The organism is Gordonia sp. 852002-51296_SCH5728562-b, from assembly GCF_001665475.1.
GTDB classification, from domain to species: Bacteria; Actinomycetota; Actinomycetes; order Mycobacteriales; family Mycobacteriaceae; genus Gordonia; species Gordonia sputi.
Genome location: NZ_LZMI01000034.1, coordinates 1 through 23,604 on the forward strand (window position 1 = coordinate 1; position 23,604 = coordinate 23,604).

Sequence of the window (23,604 nt, forward strand, 5' to 3'; positions counted from 1 at the left end):
ATCTCAGCCAGAGAGACAAAAACCTGACCAAACAAAAACTAGCAACACCCAGACCCAAAGACCTGAGCGTCACAAAAATAAATCATCACATAATCCAAAAACTTGGACACACGATGCCAAAATATGGCATCAGACAATCTTGTCAATACACTATCGAGTTCTCAAAGAACACACACCTACCAGCGCCACCCCGCATGGCGAGGCGCTCTCTAGTAAGCTGGTGTTTGGATTTTGCTGACCCCGTCTCCGGAGCAACTCTTCCAAGCTACCAGATCCGATTCGCGTTCGCAACACTGTGTGTTGCGGGCTATTCGTTTCTGGCCGCATCGGTGTTCCAGGCTATCAGACCTGAGACACTGCAGTTTCCCCGATTCCGTGTCGGCCCCGGGGTCTTGCTCGCTGCGGTGCAACAAGAAAGTTACACACACGGGAACAGCGCGTCAAATCGCCTGGTCAGAGCGTTAAACGAGCGCCGGCAAAGCTCTTCTTACCGCGTCGGATGACCAGCCAACGGCCGTGAAGCAGGTCGGAAGTGCCTGGAGTCCACTCCGGATCGGTGATCTTGGCGTTGTTGACGTAGGCACCCCCTTCCCCGATCGCGCGCCGTGCAGCTTTATTGCTCTCAGAGAGCCCGCTGTCCACCAGAAGTCCGACGAGCGTCGGTGCGTCGGAGCTGTACTCGGCGATCGTCGTCTCGCCCAGTGCTGCGGCGAGCGTCGACTCATCGAGATCGGCCAGTTCGGCGCGACCGAACAATGCCTGGCTGGCGAGTTCCACGGCCTGGGTATTGGCTGCGCCGTGGATGAGTGTCGTCATCTCCGCTGCGAGGCGCTTCTGCGCCAACCGGAGATGCGGCGTCTCTTCGGTTGCGCGCTCCAGCTCGCCGATCTCCTCGCGCGTGAGGAACGTGAACCACTTCAGGTAGCGGACGACGTCGGCGTCGGACGTGTTCACGAAGTACTGGTACCAGGCGTAGGGACTGGTGAGTTCCGGGTCGAGCCAGAGGCTTCCGCCGCCGGTCGACTTACCAAACTTCTTGCCATCCGACGAGGTCACGAGCGGAACCGTCAGCGCGTGCACGGTGTTTCCGGTGATTCGGCGCGTGAGATCGACACCGCCGACGATGTTTCCCCACTGATCCGAGCCGCCGATCTGCAGGCTGCACCCGTGCCTGCGGTGCAGTTCGAGGTAGTCGTTGGACTGCAGCAGCAGATAGCTGAACTCGGTGTAGCTGATGCCATCGGACTCGAGGCGTCGTCGAACCGTCTCTCGAGCGAGCATCACGTTGACCGAGAAGTGCTTACCGAGGTCGCGAAGGAACTCGATGGCGCTGAGCCCTGCCGTCCACTCCATGTTGTTGACGAGGAGCGCGCTGTTCGGGCTGTCGTCGAATCGCAGGAAGCTGGCCAACTGGTCGCCGATGCGTCCCGTCCATCCGCCTACAGTGTCGACGGAGTTCATCGTCCGCTCACCGACGTCGCGCGGGTCGCCGATGAGTCCGGTGGCACCGCCGGCAAGAGCGATGGGCCGGTGACCTGCGAGCTGAAAGCGACGCAGCGTCAACAACGGCACCAGGTGTCCGGCGTGCAGGCTCGACGCCGTCGGGTCGAACCCGGCGTACACGGTGATCGGGCCCGCCTCGACCGCGGAGCGCAGTTCGTCGATGTCGGTTGACTGTGCGATCAACCCTCGCCACTGCAGATCGTCGAGAATGTGCGAACCGTCGATTCGGTCTTCAGAGGTCAGTGTGCTCACACATCGATCTTGTCATCCACCCCCGCGGGGTCGTCGCAGACCCGACCCCTGGTGATCAGGCAGATGTCAGGCGTTCGTGCTCGGCGTCGGCGACCGCCCGTGCTTCGGTGGCCAACATGACCGGGATGCCGTCGGCGTCGATCCGGTAAGCGACGCGAAGCCGCGGGTTGTAGAGCTCGTCGCCCGCGTCGAGCAGTGGCCCATGATCTTGCGGGCACACCAGCCGGTCACGAACGATCGGATCCAGTGACTGCGCGCGAGAACTCATCGACTTTGCTTCCTCTCTCAGCGGATATTCCCCAGCGACTGTTCGCACTGCCGCGGGGCATGCCAGCAAGCCTAGTGGCGCGCGCGAACGTGTCGGTCACCCAGTCGCCGCGACATCACCGTGTGCCGGTCGCCGTTTCCCCGACTCTCGTCCTCGTCGGTGTGGCCGTGGTGGCCGCCGCTTTCGCCGAGGTCGTGCGGCCGCGCGACGATGCTGACGAGGAGTCTGCGGAGGCCGGTAGCCAGTCCACTCGGCTCACCGCAGTCTTGGTGAACCGTCGGTACCTGCCCTCCGAGTCGCGGTACCAGACCTTTGACCCGGGTTTGGGAACGCCGCGGGCCGCCAGTTCGCGTGCCTGTGGCCGATACGACTCCGACACCGGAATCTCGTCGACGATCCAGACCAGATGGGGCCGGCGGTGCGCGGGCAGTGCGCCGAGCCCTAGTCGCAGTTGCGTGACGGTCAGTGAATCCACGTCGACGTCGGACCGCATGGTCAGCGCTGCCACGACGATCTGGCTTCCCGGATCGCCGAGCCGATAAGCGGCCACCTGGTCGACACCGGGTACGCGCGAAAGCAGTTGTTCGATCGGGGGAAGGTAGATGGGCCCTTCGACCGAATGCGCAACGGTGTCAACCGATCCCATGAACCACAAGTCGTCGTCGGAATCCCGGTAGAACAGGTGGCCGGACACCTCCCACCGGTCCTTGGGTGCGAAAACGTCACGCAAGACAGTCGCGGTGGTGTCGAAACGATGGCGCGATCGCGCCAGCAGCAGACCGACCTCGCCCTGCCCCGCACGATCTACGAAACCACTTTCGCCGACGACGAGACGTTCGGCGTCGACGTCGTACGCCGCGATCGCGACCTCGTTGGTCTCCGGAAGAGCGCGACCCATCGACCCGACCTTGTCGGCGGCGACGTTAGCGAGGATGGCCGACCCGTCGGCGGTCGCGAAGAACTCGAGAACGCGGGCGCGCGGAAACCGTTCACCGATCTCGTCCCACAGACCGGTGGGAAGTCCCGATCCCATGAACAACCGGATCGGATTGTGCTCGTTGACCTGAAAGTTCTTGTCGTGCAGTATCTCCCGCAACATCGACCAGGTATACGACACCACGGTGACGCCGTATCGATGAACCTCGGTGACAAAGTTCTCGGCGTCGACCCCCTCCGACAAGGCGATACGCGACCGGCCGACGGCTGTCGCCCCAAGCGTGGTCAGCAGTCCGGAGGCGTGGTGCAGCGGCGGGATGCAATAGACCGTGTCGCGGTCGGTGAGACCAGCCGCCGACGCCGCGCCGAACGCCGACATCGCAAACCGGTGATTGGTCACCGGCCACACGGCGAGTTTGCCGCGTGAGCGGGTGAAGAGGATGAACGCGAGATCGCCTGCGAGACCGGGATCCGGGCGGTACCACGCAGGCATCTGCACGACGTCGGGGTCGATCTGCTCCATGTCGATGATGGTGTGGCCGTCAGCGCCGTCGATCTCACGTGCCGACCCGCTTCCGCCACCGAGTACGAGCACCCGATCGCTGTGTGCGGTTGCGGTGTCGAGGTGAACGGGATCGCAGATGACGACGTTCGCGCCGGCCAGTCGCAGCATCTCCCCGACGTCGCCTTCACCGGCGAGGAGCACCGCAACCGCGCCCAATCGGGACAGTGCGGCAACGGCGACCAGCGCGCTCGGGCGCGTATCCATCAGGACGCCGATGTGCTCACCGGGGCGCACGCCGCACTGCACCAGTCCCGCCACCACGTTGTTGATGCGGGTGTCGACCTGAGAATGGGTGAGAACTCGATTCTCGAAGAGGAACACCTCGCGGTCGCTGCCCCAGTCGGTGTTCTCCGACATCAGCTTTCCCAGCGAGATCCGAGTGCCCGACTGGATCTGTCCGAGACGGAACAGTCGCGGCACCGTGCGGACGGATTCCTGTGCGACAGCCACCGATGTCCGCTGGACCGCGCCTGCCATTTCCCACAGCTCGCGGGACGCGCCGGCACCCGCATCGGCAACAGAACCGATGCCGTGGGTGATACGCGACAACAGTCCGACGCCGGTGCCTTTGCCGTCGATCGGTGCCTCCATCGGCTCCACGTGATCGGGCTCGGGCCCCAGGCCCTCCTGCCAATTGATCCATTCCGCAGTCGTCGGCCACGTACGAGTACCGGACGTACTTCCCACCACAAGTCCGAAATGGCCTACGGGCAACCGTGATTCGTACACGCGGGCTCGTGGCGCCGCACGGACGACACCTCGGATCGCGACCGGTTGCCCGATGTCGTCGACCTCCCCCACGAACCCCAGAACCGGAGCCGTGATCTCGGCGAGCGTCACCAGTTCTCCATTGATGACAAATCCGCCGGACACCATGCGATTGTGTGCGACGAACTGGCGCAGCAGTTCCGCGATGGCCGGCCCGGACCAGGCGACCCATCCTTCGGCTTCGAGGAAGCGTCGCTGGTCTTCGCGGGGCAGAAGCGCGTCGCGGTCGTGGAGTTGTCGGAGGAAGTCGAAGCGGCTGCGCGCGGTTTTCACCGGGTCGAGCATCTGGAAGCCGAGACGCGCGAGCCAACTCGGCACCCAGAGGTGGGGAAACACCTTGTCGGCCAGGACCTCGGCGCCCGGCGCAACCAGCGCTGCGGGGAGCCCGAGCGGTAACGCCGCAAGAACGTCGACGGGGCTACCGAAGGTGATCACGCTCGCCACGCCGCGGGATCGTCGATACGCGGCTGCCTGATAGGCGAACATGCCGCCCTGCGAGTAGCCGGCAACGTGAACGTCGCGGCCGGTGGACTCGATGATCCAGTCGACCGCCTCACTCACCGCGACCACGTGATCGGCGAGGTTGCGCTCCATCCCGCCCTCTTCGTGGTCGGGAGACCCGAAGTCGACGACCCATGGGGTGATGCCGTGGCGGTGCAACACCGAGACCGCGCCATTGTGTTCGGTCACGTCATAGACGTTGGCGGACACCATCATCGGGGGGATCAACACGATGTTGGGTCCGGTTGCGGGGGCATCCGGGAAATAGCGCCGCAACCGGAACATCCGTGTGGTCTCGACCACGGTGAACGGCGCGGGCTCGGTTCCGGTCTGCAGACCGCCGTACCGGAGCACCTCGAGCCCGTTCTGTGCCGTCGCGAGGACACGCTCGGCGAAGGCCTTCACGTCGGGAATGCCGCCGCCTGACATCAACCACGCTCCTCCCCACACACCGGATGGTGATCCAAGTCACTCTACCCAGCTCGGTCAACTCGCACCGTACACGGATCGACTTGGACCCCGCGCACTCGTCGGCCTCACTGTGACCGTGAACTCACCGACCACCGCGAGCGCAACGCGGGAAGCTCCCGATCGAGGACGTCGAGCTGTCGCTGCACCTGCGACGGAGCGGTTCCGCCGTAGGCGTCGCGCGACTCGATGGATCCGCGAACGGTCAGCACCTCGCGAACCTGTGGCGTGAGAGCCGGATCGATCGACGCGAACGTGGCGTCGTCGAGTTCGTCGAGTCCGACGCCACGGCTCTCTGCCTCACGCACGCACGCACCGGCGACCTCGTGCGCTACGCGGAACGGAACGCCTTGACGCACAAGCCATTCGGCGATGTCGGTGGCGAGGGTGAATCCCGCGGGAGCCAGTTCGGCCATCCGGTCCTCGTGGAACTCGAGTGTGCCGACCATGCCTGCGATCGCAGGCAACAGCAGTTCGAGCTGCGCGACGGCGTCGAACACCGGCTCTTTGTCTTCCTGCAGGTCGCGGTTGTAGGCGAGCGGCTGGGCCTTCAGGGTCGCCAGCAGGCCGGTGAGGTCACCGATCAATCTGCCGGCTTTGCCTCGTGTGAGTTCCGCGACGTCGGGGTTTTTCTTCTGCGGCATGATCGAGCTGCCCGTCGACCAGGCGTCGGCGAGCGTGACGTAACCGAATTCGGCGGTGCTCCACAGGATCACCTCTTCGGCGAGTCGCGACAGATCGACGGCGATCATCGCGAAGACGAACGATGCCTCGGCCGCGAAGTCTCGCGACGACGTCGCGTCGATCGAGTTCTCCGCGGCGGCCGAAAACCCCAGATCAGCGGCGATCGCCTCCGGATCGAGGCCGAGTGACGAACCAGCCAATGCACCGGACCCGTACGGGGACACCGCAGTTCGACGATCCGCGTCGGCAAGCCTGTCGACGTCGCGGATCAGCGGTTGCGCGTGCGCGAGCAGATGATGTGCGAGCAGCACCGGCTGGGCTGCCTGCAGATGTGTCTTGCCCGGCATGACGGCGTCGGGATGTGCGCGAGCCTGAGCCGTCAACGCCTCGACGACGTCGAGCACACCTGTTGCGATCGAGCGCATCGCCTCGCGCAGCCACATGCGGAAGAGCGTGGCGACCTGATCGTTGCGCGACCGTCCGGCGCGCAGCCTGCCACCGAGGTCGGCTCCGACGCGCTCGATGAGTCCGCGTTCGAGGGCGCCATGCACGTCCTCGTCGGACTCGGCGGCCACAAAGGTGCCGTCGGCGACGTCGCTCGCGAGCTGGTCGAGACCGGCGAGCATGGCGGTCAGATCGTCGTCGGACAGCAGGCCCGCGCGGTTAAGAACCCTGGCATGCGCCTTCGACGCCTGGATGTCGAACGGGGCGAGCACCCAGTCGAACTGCGTCGACTTGCTCAGCGCCGCCATCGCGTCGGCGGGTCCCGACGCGAAGCGACCCCCCCAGAGCGACCCCTTATTCGTTGTCCCCTGCTGGGCTGAGAGGCCCTGATCACTCACTGAGCAGGTCCCGCTTGGCCGCGATCTTCGACGACAGGCCGTGCAGCTCGACGAATCCACGTGCAGCGGACTGATCGAAGCTGTCGCCCTCGTCGTAGGTCGCGAGGTTGAAGTCATACAGCGACTCGCCGCTGCGGCGGCCGTTGACCGAGATGTGGCCACCGTGCAGCACGAGGCGGATCTCGCCGGAGACATGCTCCTGCGTGGAGTCGACGAAGGTGTCCAGCGAGCGCTTGAGAGGTGAGAACCAGAGGCCGTCGTACACCAGCTCGGCCCACTTCTGGTCGGTCCGACGCTTGAAGCGTCCGAGTTCGCGCTCGAGCGTGACGTGTTCGAGCTCTTCGTGGGCGGTGATCAGCACCATCGCGCCGGGGGCCTCGTAGATCTCGCGGCTCTTGATGCCGACGAGGCGATCTTCGACGACGTCGAGGCGGCCGACACCCTGTGCACCCGCGCGGCGGTTGAGTTCCTCGATCGCCTCGAGCACGCTGACCGGGCGACCGTCGATGGCGATCGGGCGACCCTTGTCGAACGTGATGATGACCTCGTCGGGCGAGTTCCAGTTGATCGTCGGATCCTCGGTGTAGCTGTAGACGTCCTTGGTAGGTGCATTCCACAGGTCTTCGAGGAAGCCGGTCTCGACAGCTCGACCCCACACGTTCTGGTCGATCGAGAACGGCGACTTCTTGGTCACGTTGATCGGGATGTCGTTCTCCTCGGCGAAGGAGATGGCCTTCTCGCGCGTCCACGCGTAGTCGCGGACGGGGGCGATGACCTCGAGATCTGGTGCCAGCGAAGCGAAACCGACCTCGAAGCGCACCTGGTCGTTGCCCTTACCCGTGCAGCCGTGCGCGACGACGGTGCCGCCGTGATCGCGTGCCGCGGTCACGAGATGCTTGGCGATCAGCGGGCGCGACAGTGCCGACACCAACGGGTACCGGTCCATGTACAGCGCATTCGACGTGATCGCGGGCAGGCAGTAGTCGTCTGCGAACTCGTCGCGTGCGTCGACGAGCACGGCTTCGACAGCACCGCAGTCGAGCGCGCGTTGACGGACGACCTCCATGTCCTCGCCGCCCTGTCCGAGGTCGAGCGCGACGGCGACGACCTCCTTACCGGTCTCCTTGCCGATCCAACTGATAGCGACCGAGGTGTCGAGGCCGCCGGAGTATGCAAGTACGACGCGTTCCGCCATGGTGGTGTGTGCTCCTATGTCGTGGTTCGACATCCATCATCGGATGTCGTGCCCGATGCGATCGGGCTGGGGTCTGTTTGTCGGTCCGGTACGGGCCTCTGTGTGTCCGGCTCCGGCTCAGGCGCTGCCGGGGCGTCGGTAAGGGGTTGTCACACGAGGCCCTCGATTCGTCGTGCGAGCTCGGCCCCGTCGATCGGCGCCCGTGCACACACGAAGATCGTGTCGTCACCCGCGATTGTGCCCACCACGTCGGGCAGGCTTGCTCGGTCGATGGCGCTGGCCAGGTAGTGCGCGGCGCCGGGCGGGGTGCGCAGAACGGCGAGGTTTCCGCTGGCGTCCGTCGACACCAGCAGTTCGCTGAGCAGTCGAGACAGTCGGGCGGTGCCGCCGAACACCCCGCGAACGGGCGCGCCGTCCTCGGGGACGACGTACACGCCGACGCCGCCGTCTGCGGCGCGCAACTTGACGGCGCCGAGTTCGTCGAGGTCGCGTGAGAGCGTTGCCTGCGTGGCGTCGACTCCCCTGCCGGCGAGCAATTGCTGCAACTCCGACTGCGACCGCACCTGATGGGAACCAAGCACTTCGACGATGAGCGCGTGTCGCCCTGCCCGTGTGCTCGCGAGCCTGGTGTCTGTGTGGTCGGCGATGCGCGCGGCGCCCGCATCAGCGTTGCTGCTCACTTCTGCCCCAACAGCCAGATGAGCAGCGCCTTCTGCGCATGCAACCTGTTCTCCGCCTCGTCGAAAACAGCACTTGCGGGGCCGTCGATCACCTCGTCGGTGATCTCATCGCCACGGTGAGCGGGCAGGCAGTGCAGGACGATCGCGTCCGGATCCGCAACGGCGAGGAGCTCGGAGTTGATCTGGTACGGCCGGAACGGCGCGCGACGATCCTTGCCGTCGTCCTCCTGCCCCATCGAGACCCACGTGTCGGTGACCAACACATCGGCCCCACGCGACGCCGCGACAGGATCGGATTCGACGCTGACCGATCCCCCGGTCAGCGCAGCCCGCTTCTCGGCGTCGGCGATCACGACCGGGTCGGGCTCGAAACCGTCAGGCGCACTGATCGTCACGTGCATTCCCGCGGTCGCGCCGCCGAGCGCCAACGAGTGCGCCATGTTGTTCGCGCCGTCGCCGAGGTAGGTCATCGTCAGCCCCGCGGTGCGACCCTTGCGTTCGACGATGGTCTGCAGGTCGGCGAGCACCTGACAGGGATGGAACAGATCCGACAGCGCGTTGACGATCGGAATCGACGCCGTCGAGGCCATCGCTTCGAGACGCTCCTGACCGAAGGTCCGCCACACGACGGCCTCCACGAACCGTGACAGCACCCGGCCGGTGTCCTCGAGCGATTCGTCGCGGCCGAGCTGAGTGGTGCGTCCGTCGACGACGACCGCGTGACCACCCATCTGCGCGATGCCCATCTCGAACGAGAATCTCGTCCTGGTGGAGTTCTTGTCGAAGATCACCCCGACTCCCCAAGGCCCCTCGAGCGGTCGGTAGGCGAACGGCTGACGCTTCACCTCGGCAGCAAGCGCAAGTACTTCGGCCTGCTCGTCGGGCGTGAGGTCGTCGTCGCGAAGAAAATGTCTGGTCACTGTGCGCTGCTCTCGTCGGTTGCGGCGTCGAGGATCTGCGGCAGTGCTGCGACGAAGTCGCCGGCCTGCTCCTCGGTGAGGATGAGGGGCGGCGCGAGCCGCAGGACGTCGGGAGCCGGCGCGTTGATGAGGAATCCGTTGTCGCGAGCGGTCGACTCGACCTTCGCCGACACCGGCGCGGTGAGCACGACGCCGAGCAACAGCCCCGACCCGCGCACGTGGGAGATCAGCGGATGGTCGAGTGCTTCGACACCGGTTGCGATCGATTTTCCCACGGCGGCAACATGATCGACGAGGTTGCTGTTGTCGAACTCATCGAGGACCGCGAGCGCCGCGGCAGCCGACACCGGGTTACCGCCGAATGTCGTGCCGTGCTGTCCGGGCGTGAACAGTTCCGCCGCGGGACCCGTGGCGATGGTCGCCCCGATGGGCAACCCGCCGCCGAGGCCCTTGGCGAGAGTCATGACGTCGGGCACGATCCCAGCGGCCTGGTGTGCGAAAAACGTTCCGGTACGACCGATTCCCGTCTGAACCTCGTCGAGGACGAGCAATGCGCCGTGCTCGGCGGTCAGCCTGCGCGCGTGCGCGAGGTAGTCCGCAGGCGGAACGATGACACCGGATTCTCCGAGGATCGGCTCGAGAATCACCGCCGCGGTCTCCGACGACACGGCGGCGGTCAGGGCCTCGACGTCGCCGAAGGGCACGAAGTCGACCCCTGCGGGCATCGGTTCGAACGGTGCGCGCTTGGCCGGTTGACCGGTCATGGCGAGCGCACCCATGGTGCGTCCGTGAAATGCCTTGTCCGCGGCGACGATCTGCGGCCTGCCGGTGAGTCTGGCCAGCTTGAATGCCGCCTCGTTGGCTTCGGTTCCGGAGTTGCAGAAGAACACCCGGCCGGGCTGCCCGAACTTGTCGAGAAGACGCTCGGCGAGTTCGACGACCCGCGGGTTGATGTACAGATTCGAGACGTGGCCCAGAGTGTGGAGTTGCTCGGTCACCGCTGCCACGATCGCGGGATGCGCGTGACCGAGCGCGTTCACCGCGATGCCGCCGAGTAGATCCAGGTAGCGGTTACCGTCGGCGTCCCACACGTAGGCTCCCTCGCCCTTCGTCAGGGCGATCGGCGGCGTGCCGTAGTTCTTCATGAGGGCGGATGACCACCGCTCCTGCCAGGGTGCGGTCATGAGTGAGACGCTCCGTCTGTGTCTAGCGTGGTGTGCGTGGTTACGGGAGAGAGGTTTTCGGGAGCGACGACGGTTGTCCCGGTGCTCGCCGCGGTCAGCAGTTCGGCCAAGACGGCGTGCGCCACACGGCCGTCGACGACGTGAGCTCGCCCAACCCCGCCTTCGACCGCACGCAGGCACGCCTCCATTTTGGGTACCATGCCCGCGTCGAGACTCGGAAGCAGTTGTGCCAGTGCGTCGGTCGAGATCTGCGACACGAGCGACGAGCGGTCGGGCCAGTCGGTGTAGAGACCCTCGACGTCGGTGAGCATCACCAGCCGGGAGGCGCCGAGGGCCTCGGCGAGGGCGCCCGCCGCGGTGTCGGCGTTGATGTTGTGGACGACGCCGTCGCGGTCGGGTGCGAGGGTCGAGACGACTGGAATTCGTCCCGCACCAACGAGATCGAGCACCGCGGACGTGTTGACCGAGGAGATGTCGCCGACGAGTCCGATGTCCGTGGCAACTCCGTCGACGAGGACCGTGCGCCGCGTCGCCGTGAACAGGTTGGCGTCCTCACCGGTGAGGCCGACGGCATAGGGTCCGTGCGTGTTGATCAACCCAACGAGCTCTCGACCGACCTGACCGAACAGCACCATCCGCGCCACGTCCATCACCTCGGGCGTGGTCACGCGGAACCCGCCACGGAACTCGCCCGTCAGGCCGAGACGTGCGAGCATCGCCGAGATCTGTGGTCCGCCACCGTGCACCACGATCGGGTGCATGCCGCAGGCGCGCAAGAAGACGATGTCGGCGGCGAAGGCGCGCTTGAGGTCGTCGTCGATCATCGCGTTGCCGCCGTACTTCACGACGACGGTTGCGCCGTGCATGGCCTGCAGCGCAGGCAACGACTCCGCCAGGATCGCGGCCTTCGCCGCGCCGCCGAGCGAACCGCCCCCGCCGAGCGAGCCATCCCCGCCGAGCGAGCCATCCCCGCTGATCGAGCTTGTCGAGATCATGACGAATACGCCGAGTTCTCTTCGACGTACGCGTGCGACAGGTCGGTGGTCCGGATGCTGCCGGTCTCAGCTCCGAGGCCGAGGTCGACGAGGACCGCGACGTCGGGACCCGACAGGTCGACGTCACGCGCTCCGTCGACACCGGTGCCGTTGACGCAGACCGCTTTGCCGTTGAATGACACCGTGATTCGGTCCGGGTCGATGGTGACCGGCGCGATCCCCGTCGCTGCGAGCACGCGCCCCCAATTGGGGTCCGACCCGAAAAGCGCCGTCTTGACCAGACTGTCGCGGGCGATGGTCCGCGCCACTGCGATGGCGTCGTCTTCGGCGGCAGCGCCGGTGACCGTGATGACGATGCGCTTGGTGACACCCTCGGCGTCGGCCATCAGCTGCGCCGCGAGGTCGTCGCACACCGACAGTACGGCGGCGTCGAGTTCGGTTTGCTCGACCGGGATCTGGCTGGCGCCGGAGCTGAGCAGCAGGACTGTGTCGTTGGTCGACGTCGAGCCGTCGATGTCGAGTCTGTCGAACGTCTTCGACGTCGCGCGCCGCAGCGCGAGGTCGAGTTGTTCTGCGCTGGCCCGCGCATCGGTGGTAAGCACGCACAGCATCGTCGCGAGCGAGGGTGCCATCATGCCTGCGCCCTTGGCCATTCCACCGATGTTCCACCCCTGTGGATGATGCAGCGCAACCTGTTTCGGCACGGTGTCGGTCGTCATGATCGCGTAGGCGGCGTCGGTTCCGCCAGAGAGTCCGCCGCCCATCTCCTGGACGATCTCGGTCACACCCGCGAGCACCTTGTCCATCGGGAGGCGATCACCGATGAGACCGGTGGAACAGACGGCGACCTCGACGGCCCCGGTCTCGGTTCCCCAGTTGCTCAGCGCTTCGGCAACAGCTTCTGCCGTCGCATGCGTGTCCTGGAAGCCCAGCGAACCGGTACAGGCGTTGGCGCCACCAGAATTGAGGACGACGGCGCGCAGCCTGCCGGTGGTGAGCACTTGCTTGCTCCACAGCACCGGCGCAGCCTTCACCTGATTGCGGGTGAAGACGCCTGCCGCCGAATAGTCGGGGCCCTCGTTGAAGACCAGTGAAAGGTCGGGGGCGCCGGAAGCCTTGATACCAGCGGCGATTCCCGCCGCGCGGAATCCGAGCGGAGCGGTCACACCCTGATTGCGCAGCAGGCGCGGGCCGGTCGCAGGCGCGCCACCGGTGATCCGATCGTCGTCGACCTGCGTCGTTGTGTTGCCTGCTGTCGAATTGCTTTCTGCCGCATTGCCACTCGAGCTCACGGTGCCACTCCCACGGCGCTCAGTCCTTCTGCTTCGTCCCAGTCCAACGCGAGGTTCATCGACTGGACGGCCGCGCCGCCGGTCCCCTTCGCGAGGTTGTCGATTGCACCGACCACCACGAGTGTTCCGACCCGCTCGTCGACGGTGACGGCGAGTTGCACTGCGTTGGAACCCATCACCGAGCCGGTCGCCGGAAGACTGCCCTCGGGAAGCAGATACACGAATTGCTCGTCGGCATACGCCTTTTCGTACACGGCGCGGACCTCGTCGGCCGACGCTGTGGTGCGCGCCGTGCACGTCGCGAGGATTCCGCGTGACATCGGAACGAGCACAGGCGTGAACGACACCGCGACCGGCTGGTCGGCGGCCTCCGAAAGCGCCTGCGAGATCTCCGGGGTGTGCCGATGCGACCCGCCGACGCCGTACGCACGTGCGGAACCGATCACCTCCGAGGCGAGTAGGACGACCTTGGGTGCCCGTCCCGCGCCCGACGTCCCGCTCACCGCGACGACCGTGACGTGTGGTTCCACGAGGCCGGCCGCAAGCGCGGGAAGCAGCGACAGGATCGAGACGGTCGGATAGCAACCGGGCACCGCGATCCGGCTCGCATTCCGCAGGACCTCACGGTTGCCGGGGATCTCGGGGAGTCCGTACGGCCAGGTACCCGCGTGATCGCCGCCGTAGTAGGCGACCCAGTCGTCGGAGTCACGGAGCCGGAAGTCGGCGCCGCAGTCGATGATCAGCGTCGTGGGAGGCAGAGCGTCGGCGATCTGTGCCGACGTTCCGTGTGGCAGGGCGAGGAACACGACGTCGTGACCAGCCAACACGTCGGGCGTCGTTTCCTGCAGTTCACGCTGCGCCAACGGCAACAGGTTGGGATGATGGGCACCGAGCAGCGATCCTGCGTTGCCGCCCGCCGTCAGGGCGCCGATCTCGAGGTCGCCTGATCGCAGACGCGGGTGTCCGCACAGGAGACGAAGCACTTCCCCACCCGCATAACCGCTCGCACCGGCGACAGCCACCTTGATCGTCATACACATCATTATGCATGGCGACGCAAATCAATACGGAACTAGGTCGGCGGGTGCACCGAAGTAGATTCCCAAACGGCGTCGTGTAGTCGTTCGACGGCCTCGAGAATCAGATCCACCGCGAACTCGAACTCGAAGTCGTCGTCGCAGCCAGCGGGCCCCGTACGGGCGCGAGCATCGAGGGCGATCGCCGTCACTGCGGGATATCGTTTCGCGAACTCGGCCTCCGCTGCCGCCCGGGCCGCCGGACCGAGGTCGGACGACGGCGCGGCACTACCGGTGAACACTTCCGCCGTGAAGCCCCAGATCCGTGACCCGACTACGTGCATGGCGTGGTGGGTCAGATCGACTGCGATGCCTCCGTCGATGAACTCCGCCGCCAGGGAATCCATGTACGCGAGCGCGCCCGGCGTCGGAGTGTGACGGGATTCGATCGCTGTGCGCATCCACGGGTGCGTCAGGTACACGCGCCGTGCGGCGAGTATTCGCGAGCGCACCGACCTGCGCCATCCCTGCGCAGAGGACGCGGGGTAGGAATCGACGACGACATCGATCATTCCGTCGACCAGGTCACTCTTGTTGGCCACATGCTTGTACAGCGCCATGGGCACCACGTCGAGCTCGGTCGCAAGCGCGCGCATGGTGACCGCGTCGAATCCCTCTGTATCGGCAAGGCGAACGGCACAGCCGAGCACTCGCCCTCGGTCGAGCGGAATTCGCTGGGCTGAGTCATCCGGCATACCCGAGACCCTAGCGAAGCCTTGACCAGGTGTACGTCGTACACCTACTCTCAGCGGTGTACGGCGTACACCGCTGAGACGGCACGCGTCACGGACACCAAGGCCACAGGCAGGAGACCCCGCATGGTCGAATCGAATGACCGAGCGCGAGCCCGATGGGCCGGCATCTGGTACCTCGTCACCTTCGCGACGTCGATTCCGGCTCTCGCTCTCGAGAAGCCCTTCCTCGACGGCGATCCCGCCGCATCGGTGGCCGCTGCCCAGTTCGGATGCGTGCTGGAGGTCATCCTCGCCGTGAGCTGCGTCGGCACCGCAATTGCGCTCTACCCCATCATTCGACGCCACAGCGATGCCCGCGCACGAGGCTTCATCGCGTCTCGCACCGTCGAAGCGACGCTCGTGGTGATGGGAGTGGTGGCGGTACTGGCACTCGTCACGGTCCGGGATGACCCCGGCACACCGTCAGGAGTCGACGCGGCGCTCGTCGCACTTCACGATGGCGCGTTCCTCCTCGGACCTGGCCTGCTACCGGCAGTCAATGCGCTCCTGCTGGCTCCGGTGCTGTACGCGAACCGACTGGTTCCGCGCGCCATTCCCGCCCTCGGGATCATCGGCGCGCCGCTTCTGCTCGCGTCGGCAACAGCGACGATCCTCGGCCTCGTGTCACAGGTATCGACGATCGGCGCGCTCGCCGCCGCCCCCATCGCACTCTGGGAACTCGCGCTGGGCATCTGGCTGACCGCGCGTGGCGTGCGAGAGCACAGCGAGGCGTCGGCCAGCACACCAGTCGCCGTCTCGTGACGGGCTACCGCAAGCTATCGACGGCACGAACTACCTAAGCCGCGCGCCGACGCCCTCGGTCGCGCGGGCCACGGCAGCCAGTTTGGCCGCGGTCGCCTCGTCTTCGGTGAGGGTCCGATCGCCCGCCCGGAACTTCAGCGCGAAGGTCAACGACTTGTTGCCCTCGCCGACCTGCGCACCGGTGAAGACGTCGAAGAGCTCGATGGAGTCGAGAAGCTCTCCGGCGCCCTCGCGCAGCAACGCCTCCACGTCTGCCGCGGGCACGCCATCCGACACGACGACGGCAACGTCCTGGAGGACCGCCGGGAAGACCGAAATATGCGGCGCCGGCAGTGTCGCGTCGAGCGGCAGCGCGTCGACGTCGATCTCGACGGCGCACATCCGCTTCGGCAGCCCTGCACGTTCCAGCACCGCGGGATGGAGCTCGCCGGCATGTCCGACGACCCGACCGTCGACGACGACGGCCGCACACCGACCCGGATGCCAGGGCGCGTAGGTGTCGGCCGCCAAGGTGACGTCGACCCCGGCGGCGACGCCGATCTCGCGGGCCGCTTCAAAGGCGTCGAGGTAGTCGCCGGGCCTTCCGGGACCCCACGGGCCCGCCGGATCACGCAGCCCGGTCAGCGCAACCGCGACGTGCAGTGGCTGAGCGGGTAGCGAGTCGTCGAGTTGGGCGATCTCCTCGGCGGTCGGGCGTCGGGTCACGTCGAGTTCGGCCACCGGGCGCATGCGGTCGGTGGCGAGAACGACCTGTCCGATCGTGTACAGCGACAGGTCGCGCTGGCCGCGAGCAATATTGCGGGCGACCATCTCGAACAGCCCCGGTAGGAGCGTCGTGTTCAGCTCCGGTCGGTCGGACTCCAGCGGGTTGAGCACCTTGACCGTGCGGCGTCGAACGTCACCGGCGGGCAGGTCCCAGGTGTCGAAGACGCCGGCGGGCATGAACGGGAACGGCAGTACCTCGACGTAACCGTCGAGCGCGAGCGTACGGCCGATGCTGCGGCGTCGACGCTGGGTTGGCGTCAGCCCGCGCCCGCCCGGAGCCGATGGGAGAACGGCCGGAATGTCTTCGAGTCCTTCGAGTCGCAAGACTTCTTCGACGAGGTCGGCGCGCTGGCGTAGATCCGGCCGCCACGACGGGGGCGTGACGGTCAGCGGGTCGGTGCCGGTGACCGTGCACCCGACCTCGACGAGCCGAGCTGCGGTGGTGCCGGCCGGATAGGTGACCCCGGCCGTGCGGTCGGGTTCGTCGGCCGCGATCGTGATGGGCGCGGTCGCCGAAACCGCGATCCGCTCCTCGGAGAGTGGCGACGCAATGGCACCACCCGCGAGTTCGACGATGAGGCCGGCTCCGCGGTCAGAGCCGGCGGCGGTGATCTCCGGGTCGACGACGCGCTCGAACCGCTTGCTCGCCTCCGACGTGAGCTTGTGACGCTTTCCGGTCCGGAAGACACGGACGGGATCGAAGGTCGCCGCCTCGAGCAGAACGCGCGTGGTCTGCGGGCCCACCTCGGTGCTCTCGCCGCCCATCACGCCTGCCAGTGCGACTGGGCCACTGTCGTCGGCGATGACGACGTCCTCGGGATCGAGCTCGCGTACGACGCCGTCGAGCGTTGTCAGCTTCTCCCCCGACCGCGCGTTGCGGACGGTGATGGTCCCTGACAATTTGTCTGCGTCGAAGGCGTGCAGCGGCTGTCCCAGTTCGAGCATCACGTAATTGGTGACGTCGACGATGGCGGAGATCGGGCGGACCCCGGCAACCATCAGTCGCTTCTGCATCCACCACGGCGAGACCGCAGTCGGGTCGACGCCCTCGATGAGTCGCGCGGTGTATCGGGTTGCGCCGGAATCCTTCTCGATCGCCACCGGCCAGGGCGCACCGTCGGACACCGAGATGTCGGGGACCGAGGTACCGGGATCGACGAACGGCACGGTGAAGCTGCTCGCCAGCTCGCGGCCGAGTCCGCGGATCGAGAACGCGTAGCCACGGTCGGGGGTGACGTTGACGTCGATCGCGGCGTCGTCGAGTCCGAGAACCTCGCGAGCGTCGGCGCCGGGCTCGGCGGTGCCGGGCGCCAGGACGAGGATGCCGCTGTGATCGGTGCCGATGCCCAGTTCGGACACCGAGCAGATCATGCCGTCGGAGATGTGCCCGTACGTCTTACGGGACGCGATCTCGAACGGCCCCGGCAGCACGGTTCCGGGCAGAGCGGCAACGATGAGGTCGCCCTCCGCGAAATTGCGTGCCCCACAGACGATTCCGCGGGGTTCCGACTCCCCCACCTCGACCTGGCAGAAGCGAATGGGCTTCTTGAACTCGGTCAGTTCCTCGATGTGCTCGACACGCCCGATCACCAGCGGGCCGGTGATCTCGGGGAACGACTCGATGTCTTCGATCTCGAAACCGACACGGACGAAACCAGCGTCGATCTCCTCAGTGGTCGCCGACCAGGTCGGATCGCCGGCACGGAGTACCTCGGTGTACCAAGACTGCGGTGCACGCATCGGTCAATCAACTTCTTTCATCGAGTGGAATCGGTGCGGGTTGCGGCGTCGACCGGCTCAGGCCGCCGGGCCGAACGGGAGGCTGAAGCGGACGTCGCCCTCCACCATGTCGCGCATGTCCGAGATGTCGTTGCGGAATTGCAGGGTGCGTTCGAGTCCCATCCCGAACGCGAATCCGGAGTAGACGTCGGGGTCGATTCCGCTGGCGCGCAACACGTTCGGGTTGACCATGCCGCAGCCACCCCATTCGACCCAGCCCGCACCGCCCTTCTTGGCTGGGAACCAGACGTCGACCTCGGCCGACGGCTCGGTGAAGGGGAAATAGCTCGCACGCATACGCGTCGTGGTCTCGGGGCCGAAAAGCGCGCGAGCGAACGCTTCGAGCGTGCCGCGCAGATTGGCCATCGTCAGTCCCTTGTCGACGGCGAGGCCCTCGATCTGATGGAACACCGGCGTGTGGGTGGCGTCGAGCTCGTCGGTACGGAACGTCCGGCCGGGGCACGCGACGTAGATCGGAAGGTCTCGCGACAACATCGAACGCACCTGCACGGGCGACGTGTGCGTCCGGAGCACCTGACGTGACCCCTCGGGCGCGATGTAGAAGGTGTCCTGCATCGACCGCGCCGGATGATCCGGGAGAAAGTTCAGGGCGTCGAAGTTGTAGTGCTCGGTCTCTACCTCGGGCCCCTCTGCGATCTCCCACCCCATGCCGACGAAAACGTCGGCGACCTGCTCGGAGATCACTGTGATGGGATGACGTGCACCGCCGGGACGTCGACGACTCGGCAGCGTGACGTCGACCGATTCGGAGACGAGAACCGCGGCGTCGCGCTCGGCCTGCAGCTGCGACGTCCGACCGTCGAGGACCGCGTTGACCCGGCCGCGAACCTGGTTGACCAGTTTGCCTGCTTCGGATCGCTGGTCCTTCGGTAGCGAACCGAGAGCTCGACGGGCGAGCGCGATCGGCGAACGATCGCCGAGGTGTGCGGTCTTGGCGGCCGCGAGCGCATCGAGATCAGCGGCCGCGGCAAATGCCGCAGCGGCGGCGTCGGCCGCGACGTCGAGTTCCTCGGTGCTCGGGAACGTTGGCTGCGCGTGATCGTCGGCAGAGCTGGCCACGGTCGGCGGTCTCCTCGTACTTGCTGTTTCGGATGACTGAACTCATCACGACCACCTCGATGACGACGAGAGCAGATCAGCAATGCCCGGTCGGAGGCCGTGATAGTTCCTCGTCAAGGTTAGTCGACCGGCATGGTGCCTTACCTCGACGCCCCCACCAACCCGCGACGATCGATCCACAATTCGCCCGGGTCAGCAGCGTCGGGAGCCCGCAGGTGCCCGACCCAACCACCGAGCGCCCATCGCGGCGGCGACGCCGACCACCAACCACATCCAGCCGGCGACGATCCCCGAACCGGCCAGGAGCAGAGTCGCGACACCGACGACCACCAGAAGCGTCACGATGAGGGCGTCGCGTCGTCTACTCCAACCGCCGACGATCTGCGCGTCCCACCACGGCAGCGGACGGTTCTCCAGGACGGACAGCACACCGGTCACCGGGATCATCAGCGCGAGCAGGCATGTCGTGGTCCCGAGAACCGTCGGCCAGAAGAACAGGGCGTGGGGATCGCGATGCAATCCACACACCGTGGAGAGGCCGATGATGAGCGCCAGCACCGGCAGGTGCCACAGATACAGGGTCATCGCACCACGGTTGCCGAGCACGACCCACCACCAGACACGTGGGCGCGAGGCCACTCGCGCCAGCGGCGCACGCAACGCGATGACCAGTGTGCACAGCACCACTGTGTGCCCAGCGAGTAGCAGGCTCGGCGGGCTCATATTGGACGAGTGCTGCCCTGGGACGGTCACCAGCGACACCTCGTACGGACCGAGGGCCACCAGCGCAATGTCGACGACCAGAGCCGTCACACCCAGCAGCGCCGCCTCGACCGTCGTGAACAGACGCTTCGCATACGCGACGCCGAGGATCGCCGGGATGATCCACACGCTGAGAAAGTTGACGTAACCAAGCTGACTCGACGCTCCGACGGCGATCCGAAGCGTGTCGACGGCTGCCGTCACCAGCCACGCGGCCGCGAGAGCCGACAGCACAGCGCGACGTGACGAGAGTCGTTGGAGCACCGGCATCACGGCGAGCACCAGCAGATAGGCGCCGAGGAACCACAGCAACTGAACTCCCAGGCGTGCCACGACGTCGGCGATGGCGGTGGCACCGACCAGCGTCGACACCCCGTAGACGACCAGGACGACCATGAGGTACCACCCGACCGGACGCAGAAGCCGCTGCACACGACGCAACAGCCACTGTCCGGGACGTGTGTCCGGACGCCACCCGTAGGTCGACGCCGCGGCGCCTGCGAAGAAGAACAGCGGAAGGATCTGGAACAGCCAGGTCATCGGCTGCAGAAGCGGAACGTCGGCGAGCGTGTTGCCGAGGACGAGCCGACCGTCGGCGATCGACACGGTCAACATGAGCGAATGCCCGGCGATCACGACGACCAGTGAGGTGAGCCGGATGAGATCGACGACGCGGTCGCGGTTGCCGGTCAGCGCGTCGAGTTCTGCGACCGCGGGGGTCGGGGATGAGTGGTTCAGCACTCCGAGAAGTCTTCGCCGACATGCCCGTTCGATCATGGGTGCAACTACTCAGCACGCGTATGCGTTTCAACTCGATCAGCCGGTGCCGCCCTGCGCCCTAGACTCGACGCTCATGCGATACACACTGGAAGATTCCGTTGTCGTCGAGCGCAGCCCGGAGGACGTGTACGCGCTGATCAGCGACGTCACGCGCACCGGAGAGTGGAGCGAACAGTGCCACGCGTGTGAGTGGGACTGTTCCGCGCGCGGCGCGGGCGCGACCTTCACAGGTCACAACCGCACGCCGGTACGCGAGTGGTCGACCGTCTCGACCGTGACCGTCGACGAACCCGCCACTCGCTTCGAATGGACAATCGGAACGAGCGGCACGAAGTGGGGCTATCGAGTCGCGGCCGCCGGAGACGGCAGCACACGGCTCACCGAGTACACCGCCTTCTCTGACACCGGCGAAGAGTTCTTCCACGAGAAGTATGGCGACGACGCCGATGACCAGATGAGGATTCGCCTCGTCGCGGCGGCGGAGGGAATTCCTGCCACTCTCGCCAGGATCAAACAGATCGCCGAGGCGTGAGCGCTGCGCTACAACCTAGCGGGCTTGTACTCGCGCGCTCTCGTAGAGACAGATCGACGCTGCCGACGCGAGATTGAGGCTCTCGGCGCGACCGCGGATCGGAATGGACACCCGGTGGTCGGCCGCCCGCGCGAGTGGTGCGGACAACCCGTGAGCCTCGTTGCCGAACAGCCAGGCGGTCGGCTCGGCGAGGACGTCTGAGGCGTCGTCGAGCACGAGCTCACCGTCGGCCGACGTCGCGAGGATCGTGATGCCTGCCGACCTCACCGACGACAGCGCCGCGTCGACGTCTCGCTCCCGCACGATCGGCAGATGGAAGACGCTGCCCGCGCTCGCGCGTACGCACTTCCCGTTGTGCGGGTCCACCGCATCGCCGAGCAACAGCACGGCGTCGGCGCCCATCGCGTCGGCTGTGCGGATCAGCGTCCCGGCATTACCTGGTTCACGCGGCTCGACGGCCACAGCCAGTAGGCGTGGACCGGACGACAGCACGTCGCCAAGCGACGCGTCGAGCAACTCGGCGAGAGCGAAGATTCCGGGCGGCGTCGTCGCTTCCGAGAGTTTCCCGGCGGCTCGATCCGACAGTCCGACGACGTCGATGCCTGCGCCGGATGCGTCGCCGAGGACGTCGGCGTGCCGGTCGGCGTCACTCTCGCGGACGAGGACCTGCAGTGCCCGACCGCTCTCCAGGGCGGCGGCAACCGCATTGGAGCCTTCCACGAGGAAACGTCCCTCGGCACGCCGTGCCGACGCCCGATGGAGCTTTGCATACGACACGACCCGCGAGGATCGTTCGGACAGGATCTCCATCAGATGATGTCCGTGATCACTCGCGGGTCGTGTGCGACGTGTTCGATGTGAACGCTCAGGCTGCGGGAGCGTTGACGTCGGCCGGCAGCGCCTTGCGGGCAACCTCGACCAGGCCGGTGAAGGCCTCGGGGTCGGTCACGGCGATGTCGGCGAGCACCTTGCGGTCAACCTCGACACCAGCGGCCTTGAGGCCCTGGATGAAGCGGTTGTAGGTGATGTCGTTGGCGCGGGCCGCAGCGTTGATACGCGCGATCCACAGCTTGCGGAACTCACCCTTGCGGGCGCGACGGTCCCGGTAGGCGTAAGTCATCGAGTGGAGCTGCTGCTCCTTGGCCTTGCGGTACAAGCGCGAGCGTTGCCCGCGGTATCCCTTGGAGGCCTCCAGCGTCGAACGACGCTTCTTCTGGGCGTTGACAGCCCTTTTCACGCGTGCCATGTCAGTTCCTCTTGTTCGTCAGATGTGGTGGTCGGGTGCGTCAGCGGTTGAGCAGTCGCTTGATACGCGGTGCGTCGTTCTCACTCACCACGGCGATGCCGTCGAGACGACGGGTACGGCGAGAGGACTTGTGCTCCAGGAGGTGGCGACGGTTGGCCTTCTGGCGGACGATCTTTCCGCTGCCGGTCACCTTGAAGCGCTTGGCTGTGCCCTTGTGGGTCTTGCTCTTCGGCATGTTCTTTCCTTCATTCGAGCGGACGCAAGCCACACCCGCGGTTGTCGGGTGCGGTATGCGTCCGCAGTGGTTCTCCGACGGTCCGTTCTCACGGACCGCATCGGCTTAGCTGGCCGTGTCGTCCTTGGCGCCCTGCTGGCGGGGCGCGCGGTCGTCACGAGTCTGCTGCGCTTTCACGCGGGTCTTCGCGCCCTTGTGCGGGGCGAGGACCATGGTCATGTTGCGGCCGTCCTGCTTGGCCGAGGTCTCGATGAAGCCGTAATCGGCGACGTCGTTACCGAGGCGCTGCAGCAGTCGGTATCCGAGCTCGGGTCGCGACTGTTCGCGCCCGCGGAACATGATGGTGACCTTCACCTTCGAGCCTGCCTCGAGGAACCGGATGACGTGACCCTTCTTGGTCTCGTAATCGTGGTCGTCGATCTTCGGCCGGAGCTTCTGCTCCTTGATGACGGTCAACTGCTGGTTGCGACGCGACTCGCGTTGCTTCTGCGCTGCTTCGTACTTGAACTTGCCGTAGTCCATGATCTTGCACACCGGCGGACGGGCGTCGGGTGCGACCTCGACCAAGTCCAGGTCGGCCTCGTAGGCCAGGCGCAGCGCATCTTCAACACGCACGATGCCCACCTGCTCCGAATTCGGTCCGACGAGTCGGACCTCCGGTACGCGGATGCGCTCGTTGATGCGGGTCTCAGTGCTGATGGGGCCTCCTTGATAAAACCTGACAGGGGTGGCCGTCGCGGAGTGGTCGGTGGCCGCGCATGGAAAGGGGCTCTCAGCAGAAGAGCCCCGAGATGGTGTTC

The 23,604-nt window shown here is 66.2% G+C and carries 21 protein-coding genes and 1 pseudogene; 3 read left to right on the forward strand and 19 right to left on the reverse strand.

Translation table 11 applies throughout. From position 1 onward, the window contains the following. Nucleotides 1-238, forward strand: a 238-nt coding sequence (locus A5766_RS24930; RefSeq protein WP_231894571.1) for a hypothetical protein, incomplete at its 5' end; no start/stop codon positions are given. 215 nt (nt 239-453) lie between these two features. Here the strand turns inward: A5766_RS24930 and tyrS are convergent. The 12 genes from tyrS to A5766_RS06310 all read right to left on the reverse strand — a co-directional run bounded on the left by tyrS (nt 454) and on the right by A5766_RS06310 (nt 14,824). Further along, the gene (gene tyrS / locus A5766_RS06255; RefSeq protein ID WP_064903870.1) at nt 454-1,755 is read right to left on the reverse strand and encodes a tyrosine--tRNA ligase; all 1,302 of its coding nucleotides are present in this window, start codon (nt 1,753-1,755) and stop codon (nt 454-456) included. A 55-nt stretch (nt 1,756-1,810) separates the two neighbouring features. Next, the gene (locus tag A5766_RS06260; RefSeq protein ID WP_064863469.1) at nt 1,811-2,023 is read right to left on the reverse strand and encodes a Trm112 family protein; all 213 of its coding nucleotides are present in this window, start codon (nt 2,021-2,023) and stop codon (nt 1,811-1,813) included. A 115-nt stretch (nt 2,024-2,138) separates the two neighbouring features. Then, nucleotides 2,139-5,222 carry an AMP-binding protein gene (locus A5766_RS06265; RefSeq protein ID WP_064863483.1) on the reverse strand — a complete coding sequence of 1,028 codons (3,084 nt, stop codon included), beginning with the start codon at nt 5,220-5,222 and terminating at the stop codon, nt 2,139-2,141. A gap of 107 nt (nt 5,223-5,329) precedes the next feature. After that, a complete protein-coding gene (argH, locus tag A5766_RS06270; RefSeq protein WP_064863470.1) occupies nt 5,330-6,787 on the reverse strand; it encodes an argininosuccinate lyase in 1,458 nt (485 codons plus the stop codon). Beyond that, nucleotides 6,780-7,982 carry an argininosuccinate synthase gene (locus A5766_RS06275; protein WP_049698547.1) on the reverse strand — a complete coding sequence of 401 codons (1,203 nt, stop codon included), beginning with the start codon at nt 7,980-7,982 and terminating at the stop codon, nt 6,780-6,782. The genes argH and A5766_RS06275 overlap by 8 nt, the downstream gene beginning before the upstream one ends. Nucleotides 7,983-8,131: 149 nt before the next feature. After that, nucleotides 8,132-8,662 (reverse strand): arginine repressor, encoded by a 531-nt coding sequence (locus A5766_RS06280; RefSeq protein WP_197501362.1) that lies wholly within the window; start codon nt 8,660-8,662, stop codon nt 8,132-8,134. After that, nucleotides 8,659-9,582, reverse strand: a complete 924-nt coding sequence (argF, locus tag A5766_RS06285; RefSeq protein WP_064903872.1) for an ornithine carbamoyltransferase — start codon at nt 9,580-9,582, stop codon at nt 8,659-8,661. Before argF ends, A5766_RS06280 begins: the two co-directional genes overlap by 4 nt. Then, nucleotides 9,579-10,766, reverse strand: coding sequence for an acetylornithine transaminase (locus A5766_RS06290; RefSeq protein WP_064903874.1), 1,188 nt, complete (start codon nt 10,764-10,766; stop codon nt 9,579-9,581). Before A5766_RS06290 ends, argF begins: the two co-directional genes overlap by 4 nt. Then, nucleotides 10,763-11,761 carry an acetylglutamate kinase gene (gene argB, locus A5766_RS06295; RefSeq protein WP_156527385.1) on the reverse strand — a complete coding sequence of 333 codons (999 nt, stop codon included), beginning with the start codon at nt 11,759-11,761 and terminating at the stop codon, nt 10,763-10,765. Before argB ends, A5766_RS06290 begins: the two co-directional genes overlap by 4 nt. Beyond that, nucleotides 11,758-12,978 carry a bifunctional glutamate N-acetyltransferase/amino-acid acetyltransferase ArgJ gene (gene argJ / locus A5766_RS06300; RefSeq protein ID WP_064903895.1) on the reverse strand — a complete coding sequence of 407 codons (1,221 nt, stop codon included), beginning with the start codon at nt 12,976-12,978 and terminating at the stop codon, nt 11,758-11,760. The genes argB and argJ overlap by 4 nt, the downstream gene beginning before the upstream one ends. Before the next feature lie 71 nt (nt 12,979-13,049). After that, the gene (gene argC / locus A5766_RS06305; protein WP_064903876.1) at nt 13,050-14,087 is read right to left on the reverse strand and encodes an N-acetyl-gamma-glutamyl-phosphate reductase; all 1,038 of its coding nucleotides are present in this window, start codon (nt 14,085-14,087) and stop codon (nt 13,050-13,052) included. A 38-nt stretch (nt 14,088-14,125) separates the two neighbouring features. Further along, nucleotides 14,126-14,824, reverse strand: a complete 699-nt coding sequence (locus A5766_RS06310; protein WP_039856960.1) for a TetR/AcrR family transcriptional regulator — start codon at nt 14,822-14,824, stop codon at nt 14,126-14,128. A gap of 123 nt (nt 14,825-14,947) precedes the next feature. Between A5766_RS06310 and A5766_RS06315 the strand changes: the two genes are divergently transcribed. Continuing rightward, entirely contained in the window at nt 14,948-15,625 is a 678-nt protein-coding gene (locus tag A5766_RS06315) for a DUF4386 domain-containing protein (RefSeq protein WP_005208901.1), read from the forward strand. A 30-nt stretch (nt 15,626-15,655) separates the two neighbouring features. On the opposite strand, the gene pheT is transcribed toward A5766_RS06315, so the two are convergent. The 3 genes from pheT to A5766_RS06330 all read right to left on the reverse strand — a co-directional run bounded on the left by pheT (nt 15,656) and on the right by A5766_RS06330 (nt 20,788). Beyond that, a complete protein-coding gene (gene pheT, locus A5766_RS06320; protein ID WP_005208903.1) occupies nt 15,656-18,130 on the reverse strand; it encodes a phenylalanine--tRNA ligase subunit beta in 2,475 nt (824 codons plus the stop codon). Between the two features lie 57 nt (nt 18,131-18,187). Continuing rightward, complete coding sequence (pheS, locus tag A5766_RS06325; RefSeq protein WP_005208904.1) at nt 18,188-19,249, reverse strand: phenylalanine--tRNA ligase subunit alpha; 1,062 nt, start codon at nt 19,247-19,249, stop codon at nt 18,188-18,190. A gap of 192 nt (nt 19,250-19,441) precedes the next feature. Continuing rightward, a complete protein-coding gene (locus tag A5766_RS06330; protein WP_064903878.1) occupies nt 19,442-20,788 on the reverse strand; it encodes an acyltransferase family protein in 1,347 nt (448 codons plus the stop codon). Nucleotides 20,789-20,864: 76 nt separating this feature from the next. Here A5766_RS06330 and A5766_RS06335 point away from each other — a divergent pair, with 76 nt between their 5' ends. Continuing rightward, nucleotides 20,865-21,323 (forward strand): SRPBCC family protein, encoded by a 459-nt coding sequence (locus A5766_RS06335; protein WP_064903899.1) that lies wholly within the window; start codon nt 20,865-20,867, stop codon nt 21,321-21,323. 15 nt (nt 21,324-21,338) lie between these two features. On the opposite strand, the gene A5766_RS06340 is transcribed toward A5766_RS06335, so the two are convergent. From A5766_RS06340 to infC, 4 genes and pseudogenes are all read right to left on the reverse strand, one after another. Further along, nucleotides 21,339-22,133, reverse strand: coding sequence for a TrmH family RNA methyltransferase (locus tag A5766_RS06340; RefSeq protein ID WP_005208910.1), 795 nt, complete (start codon nt 22,131-22,133; stop codon nt 21,339-21,341). 55 nt (nt 22,134-22,188) lie between these two features. Next, complete coding sequence (rplT, locus tag A5766_RS06345) at nt 22,189-22,569, reverse strand: 50S ribosomal protein L20 (RefSeq protein ID WP_005178731.1); 381 nt, start codon at nt 22,567-22,569, stop codon at nt 22,189-22,191. 40 nt (nt 22,570-22,609) lie between these two features. Then, on the reverse strand, nt 22,610-22,804 hold the full coding sequence (rpmI, locus tag A5766_RS06350) for a 50S ribosomal protein L35 (protein ID WP_005208912.1): 195 nt from the start codon (nt 22,802-22,804) through the stop codon (nt 22,610-22,612). A gap of 105 nt (nt 22,805-22,909) precedes the next feature. Next, nucleotides 22,910-23,564: pseudogene (infC, locus tag A5766_RS06355) on the reverse strand (translation initiation factor IF-3). Nucleotides 23,565-23,604: the final 40 nt, after the last annotated feature.